We start from the raw sequence: 13,179 nt of genomic DNA, 5'->3' as shown, positions 1-13,179 counted from the left end.
TTGTCCCAGCCCCGCACCGGGGCGGGCGGCGTGGGGGAAATCAGCCCTGGCTGCGCAGGCCGGCCAGCAGCTCGTAGGAGCGCAGCCGCGCCACGTGGTCGAACACCTGCGAGGTGATCATCAGCTCGTCCGCGCCCGTGCGTTCGATGAAGGCCTGCACGCCTTCGCGCACCCTGGCAGGCGAGCCCACGGCCGAACACGACAGCACCGAGTCGAGCAGCGCGTTCTCCGCCGGGCCGACCTTCTGCCGATAGTTTTGGACAGGCGGCGGCAGGCGCCCCGGCCGGCCGCTGCGCAGGTTCACGAAGGCCTGCTGCCATGAGGTGGCGCGGAATTCCGCCTCTTCATCGGTATCGGCCACGAACACGTTGAAGCCCAGCATCACATACGGCTTCTGCAACTGGGCCGAGGGCTTGAAGGTCTCGCGATAGATCTGGATCGCCTGCATGAGCTGCTGCGGCGCAAAGTGCGAGGCAAACGCATAAGGCAGGCCCAGGTGCGCGGCCAACTGGGCGCCGAAAGTGCTCGAGCCCAGAATCCACACCGGCACCTCGAGCCCCGCGCCGGGCACCGCGCGCACGGGCTGCTGGGGCTCCTTGGACATGAAATCCATCAGCTCGACCACGTCCTGCGGAAAGCGGTCGGCGTCGGACTCGAGATTGCGGCGCAGCGCGCGCGCGGTGCGCTGGTCGGAGCCGGGCGCGCGGCCCAGGCCGAGGTCGATGCGCCCCGGATACAGCGACTCCAGCGTGCCGAACTGCTCGGCAATCACCAGCGGCGAATGGTTGGGCAGCATCACGCCGCCGGCACCGATGCGGATGGTCGAGGTGCCCGCCCCGATGTACGACAGCAGCACCGCGGTCGCGGCGCTCGCGATGCCCGGCATGCCGTGGTGCTCGGCCAGCCAGTAACGCGTGTAACCCAGCTTTTCGCCGTGCTGCGCAAGCGAGAGCGAGTTGCGGAACGACTGCGCGGCGTCGCTTCCCTCGGTGATCGGGGAGAGGTCGAGGATCGAGAACGGAATCATGGGCGGGATGATGGCGCGATCCGGCGGTCCTTGCTTGTGCAGGCTATTCCGCGCTCTGGTAGGCAGCTCAGGCCGGGGGGCTTCGCTTGCGCCACCGGCCCAGGTCGGCCTCGATGCGCTCGTCGATGTTGCGGCTCCATTGCGCACCGAAGCCGGCGGCCCGCAGCAATTCGACGATGCGGTCTCCAATCATGAATGTGTTCGCCTCGCGCTGATCGGTCTCGGGGATCATGCCGCCGCTGAATGCCAGGTGCAGGCGTCCGGTGCGCACGGCGGCGTCGAGGTCCTGCGAGTGGTAGAAGCAGCAGCCGCGAATACCGGACGCGAGCCGCCCGGCGGCGCGCCACTGTTCACGCACGTCGTCATGGCCGTCGGCCAGGGAATTGCCGGCACGGTGCAGCGCAATGACCTTTTCGCTGCGCAACCGGGCAAACACTCCCTCGAGCCGGTCGTACTCCGTCTCCGCGGGCCAGCCGGCCTCGGCGGCGCGCTTGTCGGCGCAGGCGCGAGCGACTTCGGTCCTGACCCAGGCGCGGTCTTCGGCCGTGAGTTCGTCAGGGTCGAGGTACTCGTCGGTGATCATCGGTTCGATGTCGCCGTCCGGATGGAAGCCGGACCACACCAGGTCGTGAATGCGTTGGCGTGTGTCTTCGGGGTCGAGGGTGAGTGCCATGCGTATTCGGTTCAACGCGCGCAGGGCTGAAGGCCCGCGGCAGCGAACCTGATCGTACCGGGCTGCGACCAAACCCCGGCATGCTCCGTTCAGGTCAGCGGCCTGGTTGTAGTGCGAAAGCATCCGCCCACGTGGCGAATCAACCACGGCCAACACGGCACGCAGGACTGGCTATGCTCGCCGCCTCTTTTGCAGGCTATGGACTTCATCTCGCCAGACGGCCGCCGAGCGCTGACGGTCCGACGGCCCGACGGCATGGCGAAAATGAAAAAGCCGGCCACGCTTTCGCATGGCCGGCTTCTGGAGCGAGCGCTCGCCGGGTATTACAGCGGCAGCGAGTCGCCGCGAGCGGCAGCGCGGGCTGCGGCACGCACCGTCGCGCGGTCCACCGTGCTGGCGACGATGGGTGCGACGCCGGCGGAAGCGCCTTCGGCGTACGGATCAGCGCTGCGGGCGGCTACAACAGCGCCGGCACGGACCGTGTCGCGGCTGTTCGACGAGACGAACACTTGGGCCGGGCCAGCGTTGGCACCGGTGGCATAGGGGTTGGCGCTGTGTGCGGCAACCACGGCCTGGCTGGCGACTTCGGCGCGGCTGGCGGCCGAGGTCAGTTGATGCACGCCTTCATAGGTTTCGGCGTGGGCGGCACCGGCAACGGCCATGAGGGCAACAGCAACGGCGGAGAGGATCTTCGAGGCGTTCATTTTGATTTCCTTCAATTCAGTTCAGTTTTGACTTTGGATGATTTCGAACCGGTCTTGGGTGGGTCACCGTCCCTTCGGGGGGCGGCCACCTCGCTCGGGGCCCTGTTCACCCAGATCGGCTTGGGGGCCGGTCTGTGAGATGAATTGTGCGCCGTTCTCTAAGTAAAAACCCTCATCAAAAGGAACCTCGGCGTTCACAGAACGGAAACAATGGCAGTGCCTAGCGGCAGAAGACCTGAGCTTCCTGGAAGAAAATCGCTGGCTGCGGGCTCCGGCTAAAGTAGTCGCCCCAAACCGGCTGTCCAGCCCCTCGGCCCTCCTCCAGGCAGGCCAGGCAAGGCAACGCCGTCCACACAACACACAGGAACATCAGCATGGGCGCACAGTGGAAAGCAAAGCACAAGGACCTGGCCGCCAATGCCAAGGGCCGCCTGTTCGGAAAGCTGGCCAAGGAAATCATGATCGCCGCTCGCAGCGGCGCCGATCCGGCCTCGAACGCACGGCTGCGGCTGGTGGTGGAGCAGGCCCGCAAGGTGTCGATGCCCAAGGACACGCTGGACCGCGCCATCAAGAAGGGCGCCGGGCTCACGGGCGAGGCGGTGAATTTCGAGCACGTGATCTACGAAGGCTTTGCGCCGCACCAGGTGCCCGTGATGGTCGAATGCCTCACGGACAACGTGAACCGCACTGCGCCTGAAATGCGCGTGCTGTTCCGCAAGGGGCAGTTGGGCACCTCGGGCTCGGTCTCATGGGATTTCGACCACCTGGGCATGATCGAGGCCGAACCCTCGCGGCCGGATGCCGACGCCGAGGTGGCCGCCATCGAAGCGGGTGCGCAAGATTTCGAGCCGGCCGGCGAGAACGGAGCCACGGTGTTCCTGACCGACCCCACCGATCTCGACCTCGTGAGCCGCGCGCTGCCGGCCCAGGGCTTCACCGTGCTGTCGGCCAAGCTGGGCTACAAGCCCAAGAACCCGGTCGATCCCGCCAGCCTCAGCGCCGAACACCTGGAAGAGGTCGAAGTCTTTCTTGCGGCCATCGACGCGAACGACGACGTGCAGAACGTGTTCGTGGGCTTGGCCGGCTAGGCCCCGAGCGGGGCCGCGGAGCCTGCGCCGGCCGGCTGAGCGCCGCGCACGAGCGGCAGCCACAGCGTGAAAAGCGTGCCCTGCGCCCCTGAGCGCCAGGAGACGTCGCCGCCCACCACCTGGGCCCGGCGCTGCTGGTTGTTCATGCCGCGCCCCCCGGCCTCCCGCAACGCCTTTTCGACATCGAAGCCTTGCCCGTTGTCCTCGATGGTCACATGCACGCCTGAAGCATCTGTCGCGGTGGCCACGCGGATTTCGGTGGCAAGTGTGTGGCGCAGGATGTTGGCAATGCTCTCCTGGACGATGCGCAATATGTGCAGCGCGCTGGTCGGGTCGAGCCATTCCAGTGCAGGAAGCTCCTGCACGTTCCACTGCAGGGCGACGCCCGAGCTCTCGAGCCGGGGGCCCAGCCGGTAGCGCAGCGTGGCGAGCAACAGCAGCAGGTCGTCTTCGAGCGGCTCCATCGAGTCGATGGTCAGCTTCAGGTCGTCCAGGCAGCTCTTGAGTACCTGCGACACCTTGTCGTCGCTCATGCCGCCGCTTTCCACCGAACGGATGGCGCTGATCAGCGACGAGCCCAGGCCGTCGTGCATGTCCTGCATCAGGCGCTGGCGCTCGTCGCTGATGGTCTGCAGCTTCTCGACCTCGCGCAGCCGCTGGTGGCTCCGCTCGAGCTCGGCCTCGCGGGCCTGGAGGCGCTCGGCCAGGCCGGCGTTGACCCGCTCCACCTCGGCAATGGCGTTGACGTAGCGCCGGTACATCAGCACTCCGAATACGCTGAACGTCACTGCATTGGTGTACGCGCCGAGGTACCAGCCCTCGGGACTGACGAAGTTGTTCTGCAGCAGCCAGTCGGACACGCCCAGCAGCACGCAGGCGCCGATGCCGACCGCCACCAGCCTCCCTTCGCTGGAACGCTTCCAGGCGCTGATGCCGCCCACCAGCGCCACGGTCACGCCCATCAGTGCAGCCCCGATGTAGATCAGCGGCGTGACTTGCGGGGTGTTTCTCAGGATGGCCGGCCCCGGCAGTGTCAGCACGCCGATCAGCACGGTCCACGCCACCACCGCAAAGGTCAGCCACCCGAGCCGCCGGCCGTGCAGCTGGCGCAACGCGAAGTGCACCACCGCCACCAGCCAGAACAGCGAGTTGACGGTCAGCCAGGCGAACCAGTCGTTGGCAATCGGCACGGCAACATAGAAATGCAGGCTTCGCAGGAACGATGTGATCGCCAGGTTGAAGAAGAGCAGGTAGCCGGTTTCGTGGCTGCGCTTGAACCACACGAACAGCGCGAATACGCCCACCGCCATGAAGGCGGCGCTGAGCATGGCCGGCAGGTCTTGCTGGAGCCACTGCCGCATGCGATGGCGGACTTCCAGCGCCTCGACGGGGCCCAGCCACAGCGATGAAACCGCCACCTGCACGGTTTGCCTGTGCTCGATTCGAAGCAGGATCTCGTCCAGAGGCGCGCCGTCAGGCGTCTTGCCCAGCAAGGCCCACAGCGGCGTGCGGGTGCTGTTCCAAAGCAGGCCTTGCACTTGCGCGCGGTACGCCAGCCGACCGTTGGCATACACCGCAATGGGGCCGTCCGTCTTGATCCGCGCGCCATACAGCGCAAGCGGCGCCGAAGTGGCGGGCAGTTCGCGCGCTGAAATCCGTAGCCAGGTGATGCGGGTTGCGCCGGTGGATGCGCTGCCCTCGGCCTGGCGCAGCAAGGCAATCGGCAACGCCCGGGGCAACTCGACGGGTTGCCAGGCGTGTGGAAGGGCCTTGCTGTCCGCGGCAAGCGGCAACGGGCTGAAGCGCGGGGCGTCCGCATCTTCTTCCTGCCAGTCGGCCCGCACCATGTGCAGGACCGCCGATTCATGCTCGGCGTCGGTCGCGCTGAAGTAGGCCGCTATCGCCACGAGCAGCGCCATGGAAACGACCAGCACCGCGTTCGCCCAGAACGACGCGAAACGGTATTTGCCAAAGCGTTCGAGGAGGCGCGCACGCAGCCGGCGCGGGAATGCGGAGCTCATGGGCGCACCGACGTGTCCTCAAAGTCGTATTGACAACATTTTGTCCGCGTTTGGGACCGATTTTTACGTTTTTACGAATGGCGAGCGCCGGGCGAAGGCCTCAGAGATGTAACAACGATTGTTAAATACTTTGCACTCATTGCAACTAAATGTGCAATTGTGTGAACTATTCTACTATTCACAAACGACAATAGCCGGCACCATCCGCACCCGTTCCCCCGTCGTTTTTTTTACAACTGTTGGCATCTTTCATGAAAAAACCCTCTCTTCTCCTCGCCTCCATCCTCGCCATCACGGCCACCAGCGCTGCAATGGCCGCAACGTCTTCGTCTACCTTCCAGGTACTGATCACGGTCGCCAAGGCATGCTCGGTTACCGCAGGTAACGCCTCCAACATCGACTTCAGCACGGTCGCTTCGTCTGCCACCGGCCTGGTTGCTTCCAGCAACATCAGCGTTACATGTTCCAAGACGACGCCGTACAACGTGGGCCTGATGCCCTCGAACACCAACACCGCGGGTGCCGGTGTAATGTCCGCCCCGCCTGGTAATCCGGACACCGTTGCGTACCAACTGCGTTCGGTAAGCGCCACGGGTCCGGTCTGGGGCAACACCGCCACCCCCACCACGGTGGGCAACGGCGTGGCCGGCACCGGCACGGGCGCCGCGCAGGTGATCCCTGTGTTCGCCACCGTCGCGAACGCCAATGTGACCCCTGGTTCCTACTCCGACACCGTGACCGTCCAGGTCAACTACTGATCGACTCCCCGTGCACCACATGCTCCGTTACACCGCCGCCCTCGCGCTCGCCTTGGCGCACGCGTTCGCCTCGGCGAGCGGACTGCAGGTTTCGCCGGTCACGCTGACGCTCCAGGCCACGCAGAACGCGGATGGCCTCTGGCTTAGCAATACCGGCGACACGGTGGTGCACGCCCAGGTACGTGTCTATCAGTGGACGCAGGAAAACGGCGCCGAAAAGCTCACAACCTCGCGCGAACTTCTCGTAAGTCCGCCGATGGTGCAGGTGGGCGCCTCCGAGCGCCAGCTGATCCGCGTCATCCGCACCGGCGCCACTGCCGGTGGGGTTGAAGGCTCGTACCGGGTCATCATCGATGAGCTGCCGGTCGAGATGAAGGAAAAGAAGGGCCTGCAGCTGGTGCTGCGCTATTCGGTGCCCATCTTCATCGCGGCCGCGGGCGCCGGCGCGCAGTCGCCCGCACCCCAGCTCACATGGTCTCTTCGCAGGGAAGAAGGCCAGGCCGTACTCGAAGTCGCCAACAACGGCGGCATGCACGCGCAGCTGGCCGACCTGGATTTTGTAGACACCGTCGGCCGTCGCACACCCGTGCATGCCGGACTGATGGGCTATGTCTTGCCCGGCGCCCGGATGCGCTGGCCACTGAAGACATCCGCAGAAACATTCGCCCTCGGGGGCGTTCTGGAAACGAAGATCAATGGCAACGCGACGCAGGAAAACATCCCGCCGCTCCCACGCGTCCGCTAAGCGCCTGCTGCCACTGTTGCTTCTTTCCGGTCTGACGTCCTTGGCCGCTCAGGCCCAGAACGTTGCAGCCGTGTCCAGCTCGCTGGTGGCCGCGTCTGCGGAAGAAAACCTCGCCGGAACCGGCGGCGGCGACCTCTTCCTGGAACTGAGCCTCAATGGCAATCCCCAGGGACTGGTTCATTTCGGCCTGCGCGGCAAGGAACTCTGGGCCGCCGCCGCCACGCTGCGGCAGCTGGGCTTCGTGCTGCCGCCAGGCGTATCCGACCCCGTGCCGCTCAAGAGCCTTCCGGGCGTACAGGTCGACTACGACGCTGCGGGTCAGCGCCTGGCGATCATTGCCTCGGCCGACGTGCTGCGCCTGCCCACGACCGTGGTCGACACCTCGACCCTCGTCGCACAAAAGGCCAATGCGGCGCCCGGCTTGCTGCTCAACTACGACCTTTACGGCACCCAGGGCCGGGGCAATACGTCCAGCTTCAACGCGCTGACCGAACTGCGCGCATTCAGCGGCAGCGCCGTGTTCAGCAACACCCTGATGTCGCGCGCAGCCCGCCTCGACGGCGAGGGCTGGCAGCATGACTCCGTGCGGCTCGACACCACCTGGAGCAAGTCGTTCCCGGATGAAATGCTGACGCTTCGCGTGGGCGACACCACCACGGCTTCGCTGCCGTGGTCGCGCTCCACCCGCATCGGCGGCATCCAGCTTTCGCGCAACTTTGCGCTGCAACCCTATCGCACCACCACGCCACTGCCGGCGTTCCTGGGATCGGCCACGCTGCCCTCGCAGGTGGAGCTCTATATCAACGGCCTGCGCCAGTACTCGGGCCAGGTGCCGGCGGGGCCTTTCCAGCTCAAGACGGTGCCGAGCATCAACGGTGCCGGCAACGCGCAGGTGGTGCTCACCGACGCCTTCGGCCGCGCAACAACGCTCGATTTTTCGCTCTACGACACGCAGCGGCTGCTGCAGGCGGGCCTTTCCGACTGGTCTGTCGATCTCGGCATGGTGCGCAAGAGCTACGGCCTGCGCTCCTTCGACTACGGCAGCGACGCCGCGGCCAGCGGCACCTGGCGCTACGGTGTGAGCAACAGCTTCACGCTGGAGGCGCATGGCGAGGCGACTCGAGGCTTGGTCAAGGGCGGCGTCGGCGGCGCATGGCTGCTCGGGCAGAGCGGCGTGGTCGCAGGCGCCGTGGCGCACAGCAGCTACGGCGGAGAGCAGGGTTCCCTGATGAACCTGGGCTACAGCTGGCGCGACAACCAATTCAACTTTGCCGTCGAAGGCACCCGCACGCGCGGCGAATACCGCGACGTTGCATCCCTCTACGGCGGCCCGCCGCCGCGCGGTTCGGGCCGCGCGTCCATCGGCTACACCACGGGCAGCTTCGGCAGCTTCGGCCTCAGCTATCTTTACCTGCGCTATCCCGCGCAGCAGGCAACGCGCCTGGCAAGCGTCTATTGGTTCAGGGGCGTGGGCCGCAATGCCTCGGTGAACGTCAGCCTGAACCAGAACCTCGACGACCGCCGCGAGCGCAGCCTCTTCGTCGGCTTCACCTGGGCGCTGGACGGCAACGTCACGGCCAGCGCCGGCCTTCAGCGCGAGCGCGACCGCAACATCTACACCGTCGATGCGCAGAGCTCCACGCCGGGCGAAGGCGGTGTCGGCTGGCGCGCCGGCCTGCGCCAGGGCGGGGGCCAGAACGGCGGACAGGCCGAGATCGACTACCTGGGCCGCTACGGCCGCGCCATGGCCGGCATCAGCGTGCTCGGCGACAGCCGTTTTGCCTATGCCGGAGCCACCGGCTCGGTCGTGTTCATGGGCGGCCAGCCGTTCGCGGCCCGCCGCATCGACGACGCATTTGCGGTGGTCTCCACCGACGGCATCGCCGGCGTACCGGTAAGGCTGGAGAACCGGGACATCGGCACGACCGACGGCAACGGCATGTTGCTGGTGGCCCCGCTCAGCGCCTATCAGAACAACCAGCTTTCCATCGACCCGATGCAATTGCCCGCCGACGTGAGGATCGAACGCGTGAAGACCATTGCCACGCCGAGCGACCGCGCCGGCACGCTGGTGCGCTTCGGCATCACGCCGGTCAGCGCGGCCGCACTGATTCTGGTGGACGAGACAGGCAAGCCCCTGCCGCTGGGCAGCCGCGTGCGCGCCAACGCCCAAGGCGGCGAGCCCGCCCTGGTCGGCTTCGACGGCGCGGTGTACCTCGAATCGCTCCAGCCCCGGAACACGCTCGACGTACAGACGCCTTCTGGCCGCTGCCGCGCGAGCTTCGACTATCGCAAGGAAGCCTCGGGAATTCCGCAGATCGGCCCGCTGCGCTGCGCCAAGGAGACCAAGACGCCATGAGCCTTCTGACCCGCTCTTTGCAGGCCCTCGGCCTGCCCCTGCTCTTTGCGCTGCTCTGGTGGCTGCCGGCGGGCCCCGCGCAGGCGGCGGTCAGCTGCAACGCGACGATGACGAACCTGGTCTTCGGCACGGTCGAGCTGGTCAACGGGGCCACGGCGGCGCCCACCACCGCGACGCTGAACTACAACTGCACCAACGACAGCACCACCGCCATCGAGCAGGTCAGGGTCTGCTTCAACATCGGCGACGGCAACGAGGGCCTCGGGAACTTCAATCCACGAGTGATGGAGACCACCGCCGGGAATCAATTGAGGTTCCAGCTGTACCAGGCAACGAGCGGCACCGTGTGGGGCTCCAACGGCAACGCGCAGGTGCCGAACCCGTTCTCCGTCACGATGAGCATTCCTCGCCGTACGACTGCGGGCGGCCTCGGACGGGTGACGGGAAGCACCACCATGCGCGGCGAACTGCTCCCCCTCCAGGGCGCGGTGCCTCCAGGTTCGTACCAGGACAACTTCGTCGGGGACCACACCTCGATCACGCTGTCGAGGAGCACTTCCGCCATGCCGGCGACCTGCGACACCATACAGCCCGGCAGGTTCGCCTTCCTGGTCACCGCAACAGTCGCCAAGAGCTGCCTGGTCACCGCGGACCCGCTGAACTTCGGCACCATCAACGGCCTGCCGGGCCAAGCCGACAGGGACCAGACCAGCACGATCAACGTCACCTGCACCACGCCCACCCCGTACACGGTTGCGCTGACGCCTTCGAATGGCTCGACGACCGGCGCAGGAACGATGACGCCGACAGGCGGCGTGCCCGGCAACGCCGAGACGGTGCCCTATCAGCTCTACCGCAACGCCGCGCGCAATTCCGTCTGGGGCAGCGTCGCGGGCACAGGCGGGAACGTTGCTGCGGGCACAGGCAACGGAGCCGCCCAGGCGCTGACCTTGTATGGACGCGTTCTCGGCACCAACGCCAACGTGCGGCCGGACAACTACCGCGACGTGGTGACGGTCAGCGTGACCTACTGAACTCCGCCGGCAAGCAAGCCGGTGCGGAAAAACCTGCTAGCCATTGGCAGGTTATGGGTAAAGAATGGCGCAGACGGCCTTCATTTTCCCGCGACTCTGCCGATAAACCAGGACAGGGCATCAATGCGATGCCCTCCACCCGGTTGCGACGAGAGGAGGAGTTCCAATGTCCGGAAACATGTCCGCTGCAGGTGCAACTGCCCTGCGCCCGACGCGAATAGCGCAACCGTTGGCTGCCGCCGGCATGCTGCTGTTCTTGCTGCCGCTACCGCTGCGGCTCAGTTCCGCGGAGCCGACGCACGGCATGAACAGTTCCACGGCCCGCTTCACCATCTCGATGGTCGTTCTGCCGACCTTCAAGGTGCTCGAGGTCACACCGGTCAAGGGCGGGCATGAATACCGCGTCTGGACCAACATGAAGTCGGTGGCCATCAAGGGCCGCGAGTACCGTTTCGACAAGATCGGCGAGACAACGCTCATGGTGGCCGGAAACGATGCGGACGGCCGCGACAGCCTCGCTTCCGCCTGGCAAGGGGTCATCGGTGCGATGGCGGCGACCACAGGCTCCGCCCCACCGCAAGCCGCGGCGTCAGCCGGCGATGGCAGCAATGCGATGCGGGTGACGGTGACCTACTGACTGGCTGCGCTCCAGAAAAAAAGCCTGCAGCGATGAACTGCAGGCTTTCGATCGGCAAATTCCGATGAATCGATTTCAGAACGGAATGTCGTCATCCATGTCGTCGAAGCCCGACGACGACTTGGCCGGTGCCTGGCGCGGCGCCGCCGCCGGAGCGCGCGGTGCCGCGGCGGGTGCACGGGGGGCATAACCGCCGCCACCGCCGCCACCGCCACCGCCTTGCGAGTAGCCGCCACCGCCGCCACCCTGCGAATAACCGCCGTCGTCCTCCGGACCGCCCGAGGGGCCGCCCTGGCCCTGGCGGCTACCCAGCATCTGCATCTGGTCGGCGCGGATTTCGGTGGTGTACTTTTCTATGCCGTCCTTGTCGGTCCACTTGCGCGTGCGCAGGCTGCCTTCGACATACACCTGCGAGCCCTTGCGCAGGTATTGGCCGGCAATTTCGGCCAGGCGGCCGTTGAAAACGATGCGGTGCCACTCGGTGGCTTCGCGCATTTCGCCGCTTTGCTTGTCTTTCCAGCGATCGGTGGTGGCCACGGTGACGTTTGCCACCTGGTCGCCGCTTGGGAAGGTACGCATTTCGGGGTCGCGCCCCAGGTTGCCGACGACGATGACTTTATTGACCGATGCCATATGCACTGCCCCTGATAAGTAGATGGAGGAGGAGGTTGAAAGGAACCCTCGATTGTGCCCCAGGCAACCGCCCCCACCCCCTCCGGGTGCCAGAATGGGCGTTCCGCATGAACAGAGAACCTGACTTTTTCGAGCACTTGCGCGCCGAATTGCGCGGGGGCCGCATCTGGCTCGACCGTGCCATCGTGCTCGGCTACGCCATTGCGGCCGGCCTCTTCGTGGTGGGCTTCACAGTTGCCAGCGACTGGGTCTTCGGCCAGTTCCACCGCTTCTACCAGGCGTGGCCCTGGGCCGTGCTGCTGACCACGCCGCTCGTCACCGCGGCCATCGTGTGGTTCACACTGCGCTTCTTTCCGGGTGCGGGCGGTTCGGGCATTCCGCAGATCAAGGCGGCGCTGCATCCGGCGCTGCCGGAGGAGCGGCGCTTCGTCTTCGCGTCGCTCCGGCTGACGGTCGCAAAAATCGGGCTGGGCGTTGCGGGCTTCGCGGCCGGGCTGTCGATCGGGCGCGAAGGCCCCTCGGTGCAGGTTGCGGCGGGCGTGATGCAGCATGCGCGGCGCTGGCTGTCGCCCAACACCACCATCGACTCCCGCGCGCTGCTGGTGGCGGGCGGGGCGGCGGGCATTGCGGCAGCCTTCAATGCGCCGCTGGCGGGCGTGGTGTTCGCCATCGAAGAACTGTCGGGCCGGCTGGAGGCGCGCTCCAGCGGCCTGATCATCACGGCCATCGTGCTGGCGGGCCTGGTGGCGGTGTCGGCATTCGGCAATACCAGCTACTTCGGCGTGATCCGCGTGCCGCGGCTGGGCTGGGACGTGCTCGGGCCCGGGCTGCTGGTCGCGTTGCTGAGCGGCGCGGCAGGCGGGCTGTTCGCGCGCCTGCTGATTGCGTCGCTGACCGGCACGGCCGGGCGGCTCAACCGCTGGCGGGCACGCTTTCCGGTGCGCTTCGCGGCCTGCGGCGGGCTCGCGGTGGCCGTCATCGGGCTGGTGACGGGCGGGGTCACGTTCGGTGCGGGGTCCGAAGCGGTCAAGCAGATGCTGCAGGGCCATGACGAACTTACACCGCTCTACACCGCTCTCAAGTTCATTGCCACCTGGCTCACCGCGTGGTGCGGCGTGCCTGGCGGCATCTTCGCGCCTTCGCTGTCCATTGGCGCGGGCATCGGCGATGCGGTAGCCGGGCTGGCCGGCAGCGACCTCGGGCCCGCACTCATCGCGATGGGCATGGCCGGCTTCCTGGCCGCGGTCACGCAGGCACCGCTCACCGCCTTCATCATCGTGATGGAAATGGTCGACGGCCATTCCATGGTGCTGAGCCTCATGGCTTCGGCCATGCTGGCCAGCCTGGTCTCCCGCATGATCAGCCGCCCGCTCTACGAGACATTGGCCGAGCACATGGTCGGCCGGGCCATCGGCAGCACCGCACCGGTGCACCGGCCGGGGCCCGAAGCTCCCGCGGAGAAAGCCTCTCAACCCGCCCCCTCGCCATGAAATGCAGGGC

The 13,179-nt window shown here is 66.5% G+C and carries 12 protein-coding genes; 7 read left to right on the top strand and 5 right to left on the bottom strand.

What is annotated here, in order from left to right:
• Nucleotides 1-40: 40 nt before the first annotated feature.
• The 3 genes from GOQ09_RS02150 to GOQ09_RS02140 form a co-directional block, all read right to left on the bottom strand.
• Nucleotides 41-1,027: an LLM class flavin-dependent oxidoreductase gene (locus GOQ09_RS02150; protein WP_157611673.1), complete on the bottom strand. Its 987-nt coding sequence runs from the start codon at nt 1,025-1,027 to the stop codon at nt 41-43.
• A gap of 67 nt (nt 1,028-1,094) precedes the next feature.
• Nucleotides 1,095-1,700 (bottom strand): DUF6891 domain-containing protein, encoded by a 606-nt coding sequence (locus GOQ09_RS02145; RefSeq protein WP_157611672.1) that lies wholly within the window; start codon nt 1,698-1,700, stop codon nt 1,095-1,097.
• A gap of 323 nt (nt 1,701-2,023) precedes the next feature.
• Nucleotides 2,024-2,404, bottom strand: coding sequence for a helicase SNF2 (locus GOQ09_RS02140; RefSeq protein WP_157611671.1), 381 nt, complete (start codon nt 2,402-2,404; stop codon nt 2,024-2,026).
• A 374-nt stretch (nt 2,405-2,778) separates the two neighbouring features.
• On the opposite strand from GOQ09_RS02140, the gene GOQ09_RS02135 reads away from it, so the two are divergent.
• The gene (locus GOQ09_RS02135; protein WP_157611670.1) at nt 2,779-3,492 is read left to right on the top strand and encodes a YebC/PmpR family DNA-binding transcriptional regulator; all 714 of its coding nucleotides are present in this window, start codon (nt 2,779-2,781) and stop codon (nt 3,490-3,492) included.
• On the opposite strand, the gene GOQ09_RS02130 is transcribed toward GOQ09_RS02135, so the two are convergent.
• On the bottom strand, nt 3,489-5,411 hold the full coding sequence (locus tag GOQ09_RS02130) for a sensor histidine kinase (RefSeq protein ID WP_157616547.1): 1,923 nt from the start codon (nt 5,409-5,411) through the stop codon (nt 3,489-3,491). The two genes, GOQ09_RS02135 and GOQ09_RS02130, sit on opposite strands and share 4 nt — an antisense overlap.
• A 353-nt stretch (nt 5,412-5,764) precedes the next feature.
• Here GOQ09_RS02130 and GOQ09_RS02125 point away from each other — a divergent pair, with 353 nt between their 5' ends.
• The 5 genes from GOQ09_RS02125 to GOQ09_RS02105 all read left to right on the top strand — a co-directional run bounded on the left by GOQ09_RS02125 (nt 5,765) and on the right by GOQ09_RS02105 (nt 11,046).
• The gene (locus tag GOQ09_RS02125) at nt 5,765-6,271 is read left to right on the top strand and encodes a Csu type fimbrial protein (protein ID WP_157611669.1); all 507 of its coding nucleotides are present in this window, start codon (nt 5,765-5,767) and stop codon (nt 6,269-6,271) included.
• A 19-nt stretch (nt 6,272-6,290) separates the two neighbouring features.
• Nucleotides 6,291-7,016 (top strand): fimbrial biogenesis chaperone, encoded by a 726-nt coding sequence (locus GOQ09_RS02120; protein ID WP_242630963.1) that lies wholly within the window; start codon nt 6,291-6,293, stop codon nt 7,014-7,016.
• A gap of 40 nt (nt 7,017-7,056) precedes the next feature.
• Nucleotides 7,057-9,375 (top strand): fimbria/pilus outer membrane usher protein, encoded by a 2,319-nt coding sequence (locus GOQ09_RS02115; protein ID WP_242630962.1) that lies wholly within the window; start codon nt 7,057-7,059, stop codon nt 9,373-9,375.
• Entirely contained in the window at nt 9,372-10,409 is a 1,038-nt protein-coding gene (locus GOQ09_RS02110) for a Csu type fimbrial protein (RefSeq protein WP_157611666.1), read from the top strand. The genes GOQ09_RS02115 and GOQ09_RS02110 overlap by 4 nt, the downstream gene beginning before the upstream one ends.
• 166 nt (nt 10,410-10,575) lie before the next feature.
• Nucleotides 10,576-11,046, top strand: coding sequence for a hypothetical protein (locus GOQ09_RS02105; RefSeq protein WP_157611665.1), 471 nt, complete (start codon nt 10,576-10,578; stop codon nt 11,044-11,046).
• Nucleotides 11,047-11,121: 75 nt separating this feature from the next.
• Here GOQ09_RS02105 and ssb read toward each other — a convergent pair whose 3' ends face one another.
• The gene (gene ssb, locus GOQ09_RS02100; RefSeq protein WP_157611664.1) at nt 11,122-11,679 is read right to left on the bottom strand and encodes a single-stranded DNA-binding protein; all 558 of its coding nucleotides are present in this window, start codon (nt 11,677-11,679) and stop codon (nt 11,122-11,124) included.
• A 107-nt stretch (nt 11,680-11,786) separates the two neighbouring features.
• Here ssb and GOQ09_RS02095 point away from each other — a divergent pair, with 107 nt between their 5' ends.
• The gene (locus GOQ09_RS02095; RefSeq protein WP_157611663.1) at nt 11,787-13,169 is read left to right on the top strand and encodes a chloride channel protein; all 1,383 of its coding nucleotides are present in this window, start codon (nt 11,787-11,789) and stop codon (nt 13,167-13,169) included.
• Nucleotides 13,170-13,179 lie beyond the last annotated feature (10 nt).

Origin of the sequence: Variovorax paradoxus (assembly GCF_009755665.1) — a bacterium.
Taxonomy (GTDB): Bacteria; Pseudomonadota; Gammaproteobacteria; order Burkholderiales; family Burkholderiaceae_C; genus Variovorax; species Variovorax paradoxus_G.
Note: the sequence above shows the minus strand (reverse complement) of the source record. Positions and strands in the feature narration are given on the sequence as shown.

What these genes read in the sequence shown, in the direction of transcription:
- GOQ09_RS02150 (WP_157611673.1), bottom strand. Translation starts at nt 1,027, where the DNA reads ATGATTCCGTTCTCGATCCTCGACCTCTCCCCGATCACCGAGGGAAGC.
- GOQ09_RS02145 (WP_157611672.1), bottom strand. Translation starts at nt 1,700, where the DNA reads ATGGCACTCACCCTCGACCCCGAAGACACACGCCAACGCATTCACGAC.
- GOQ09_RS02140 (WP_157611671.1), bottom strand. Translation starts at nt 2,404, where the DNA reads ATGAACGCCTCGAAGATCCTCTCCGCCGTTGCTGTTGCCCTCATGGCC.
- GOQ09_RS02135 (WP_157611670.1), top strand. Translation starts at nt 2,779, where the DNA reads ATGGGCGCACAGTGGAAAGCAAAGCACAAGGACCTGGCCGCCAATGCC.
- GOQ09_RS02130 (WP_157616547.1), bottom strand. Translation starts at nt 5,411, where the DNA reads ATGGCGCTGCTCGTGGCGATAGCGGCCTACTTCAGCGCGACCGACGCC.
- GOQ09_RS02125 (WP_157611669.1), top strand. Translation starts at nt 5,765, where the DNA reads ATGAAAAAACCCTCTCTTCTCCTCGCCTCCATCCTCGCCATCACGGCC.
- GOQ09_RS02120 (WP_242630963.1), top strand. Translation starts at nt 6,291, where the DNA reads ATGCTCCGTTACACCGCCGCCCTCGCGCTCGCCTTGGCGCACGCGTTC.
- GOQ09_RS02110 (WP_157611666.1), top strand. Translation starts at nt 9,372, where the DNA reads ATGAGCCTTCTGACCCGCTCTTTGCAGGCCCTCGGCCTGCCCCTGCTC.
- GOQ09_RS02105 (WP_157611665.1), top strand. Translation starts at nt 10,576, where the DNA reads ATGTCCGGAAACATGTCCGCTGCAGGTGCAACTGCCCTGCGCCCGACG.
- ssb (WP_157611664.1), bottom strand. Translation starts at nt 11,679, where the DNA reads ATGGCATCGGTCAATAAAGTCATCGTCGTCGGCAACCTGGGGCGCGAC.
- GOQ09_RS02095 (WP_157611663.1), top strand. Translation starts at nt 11,787, where the DNA reads ATGAACAGAGAACCTGACTTTTTCGAGCACTTGCGCGCCGAATTGCGC.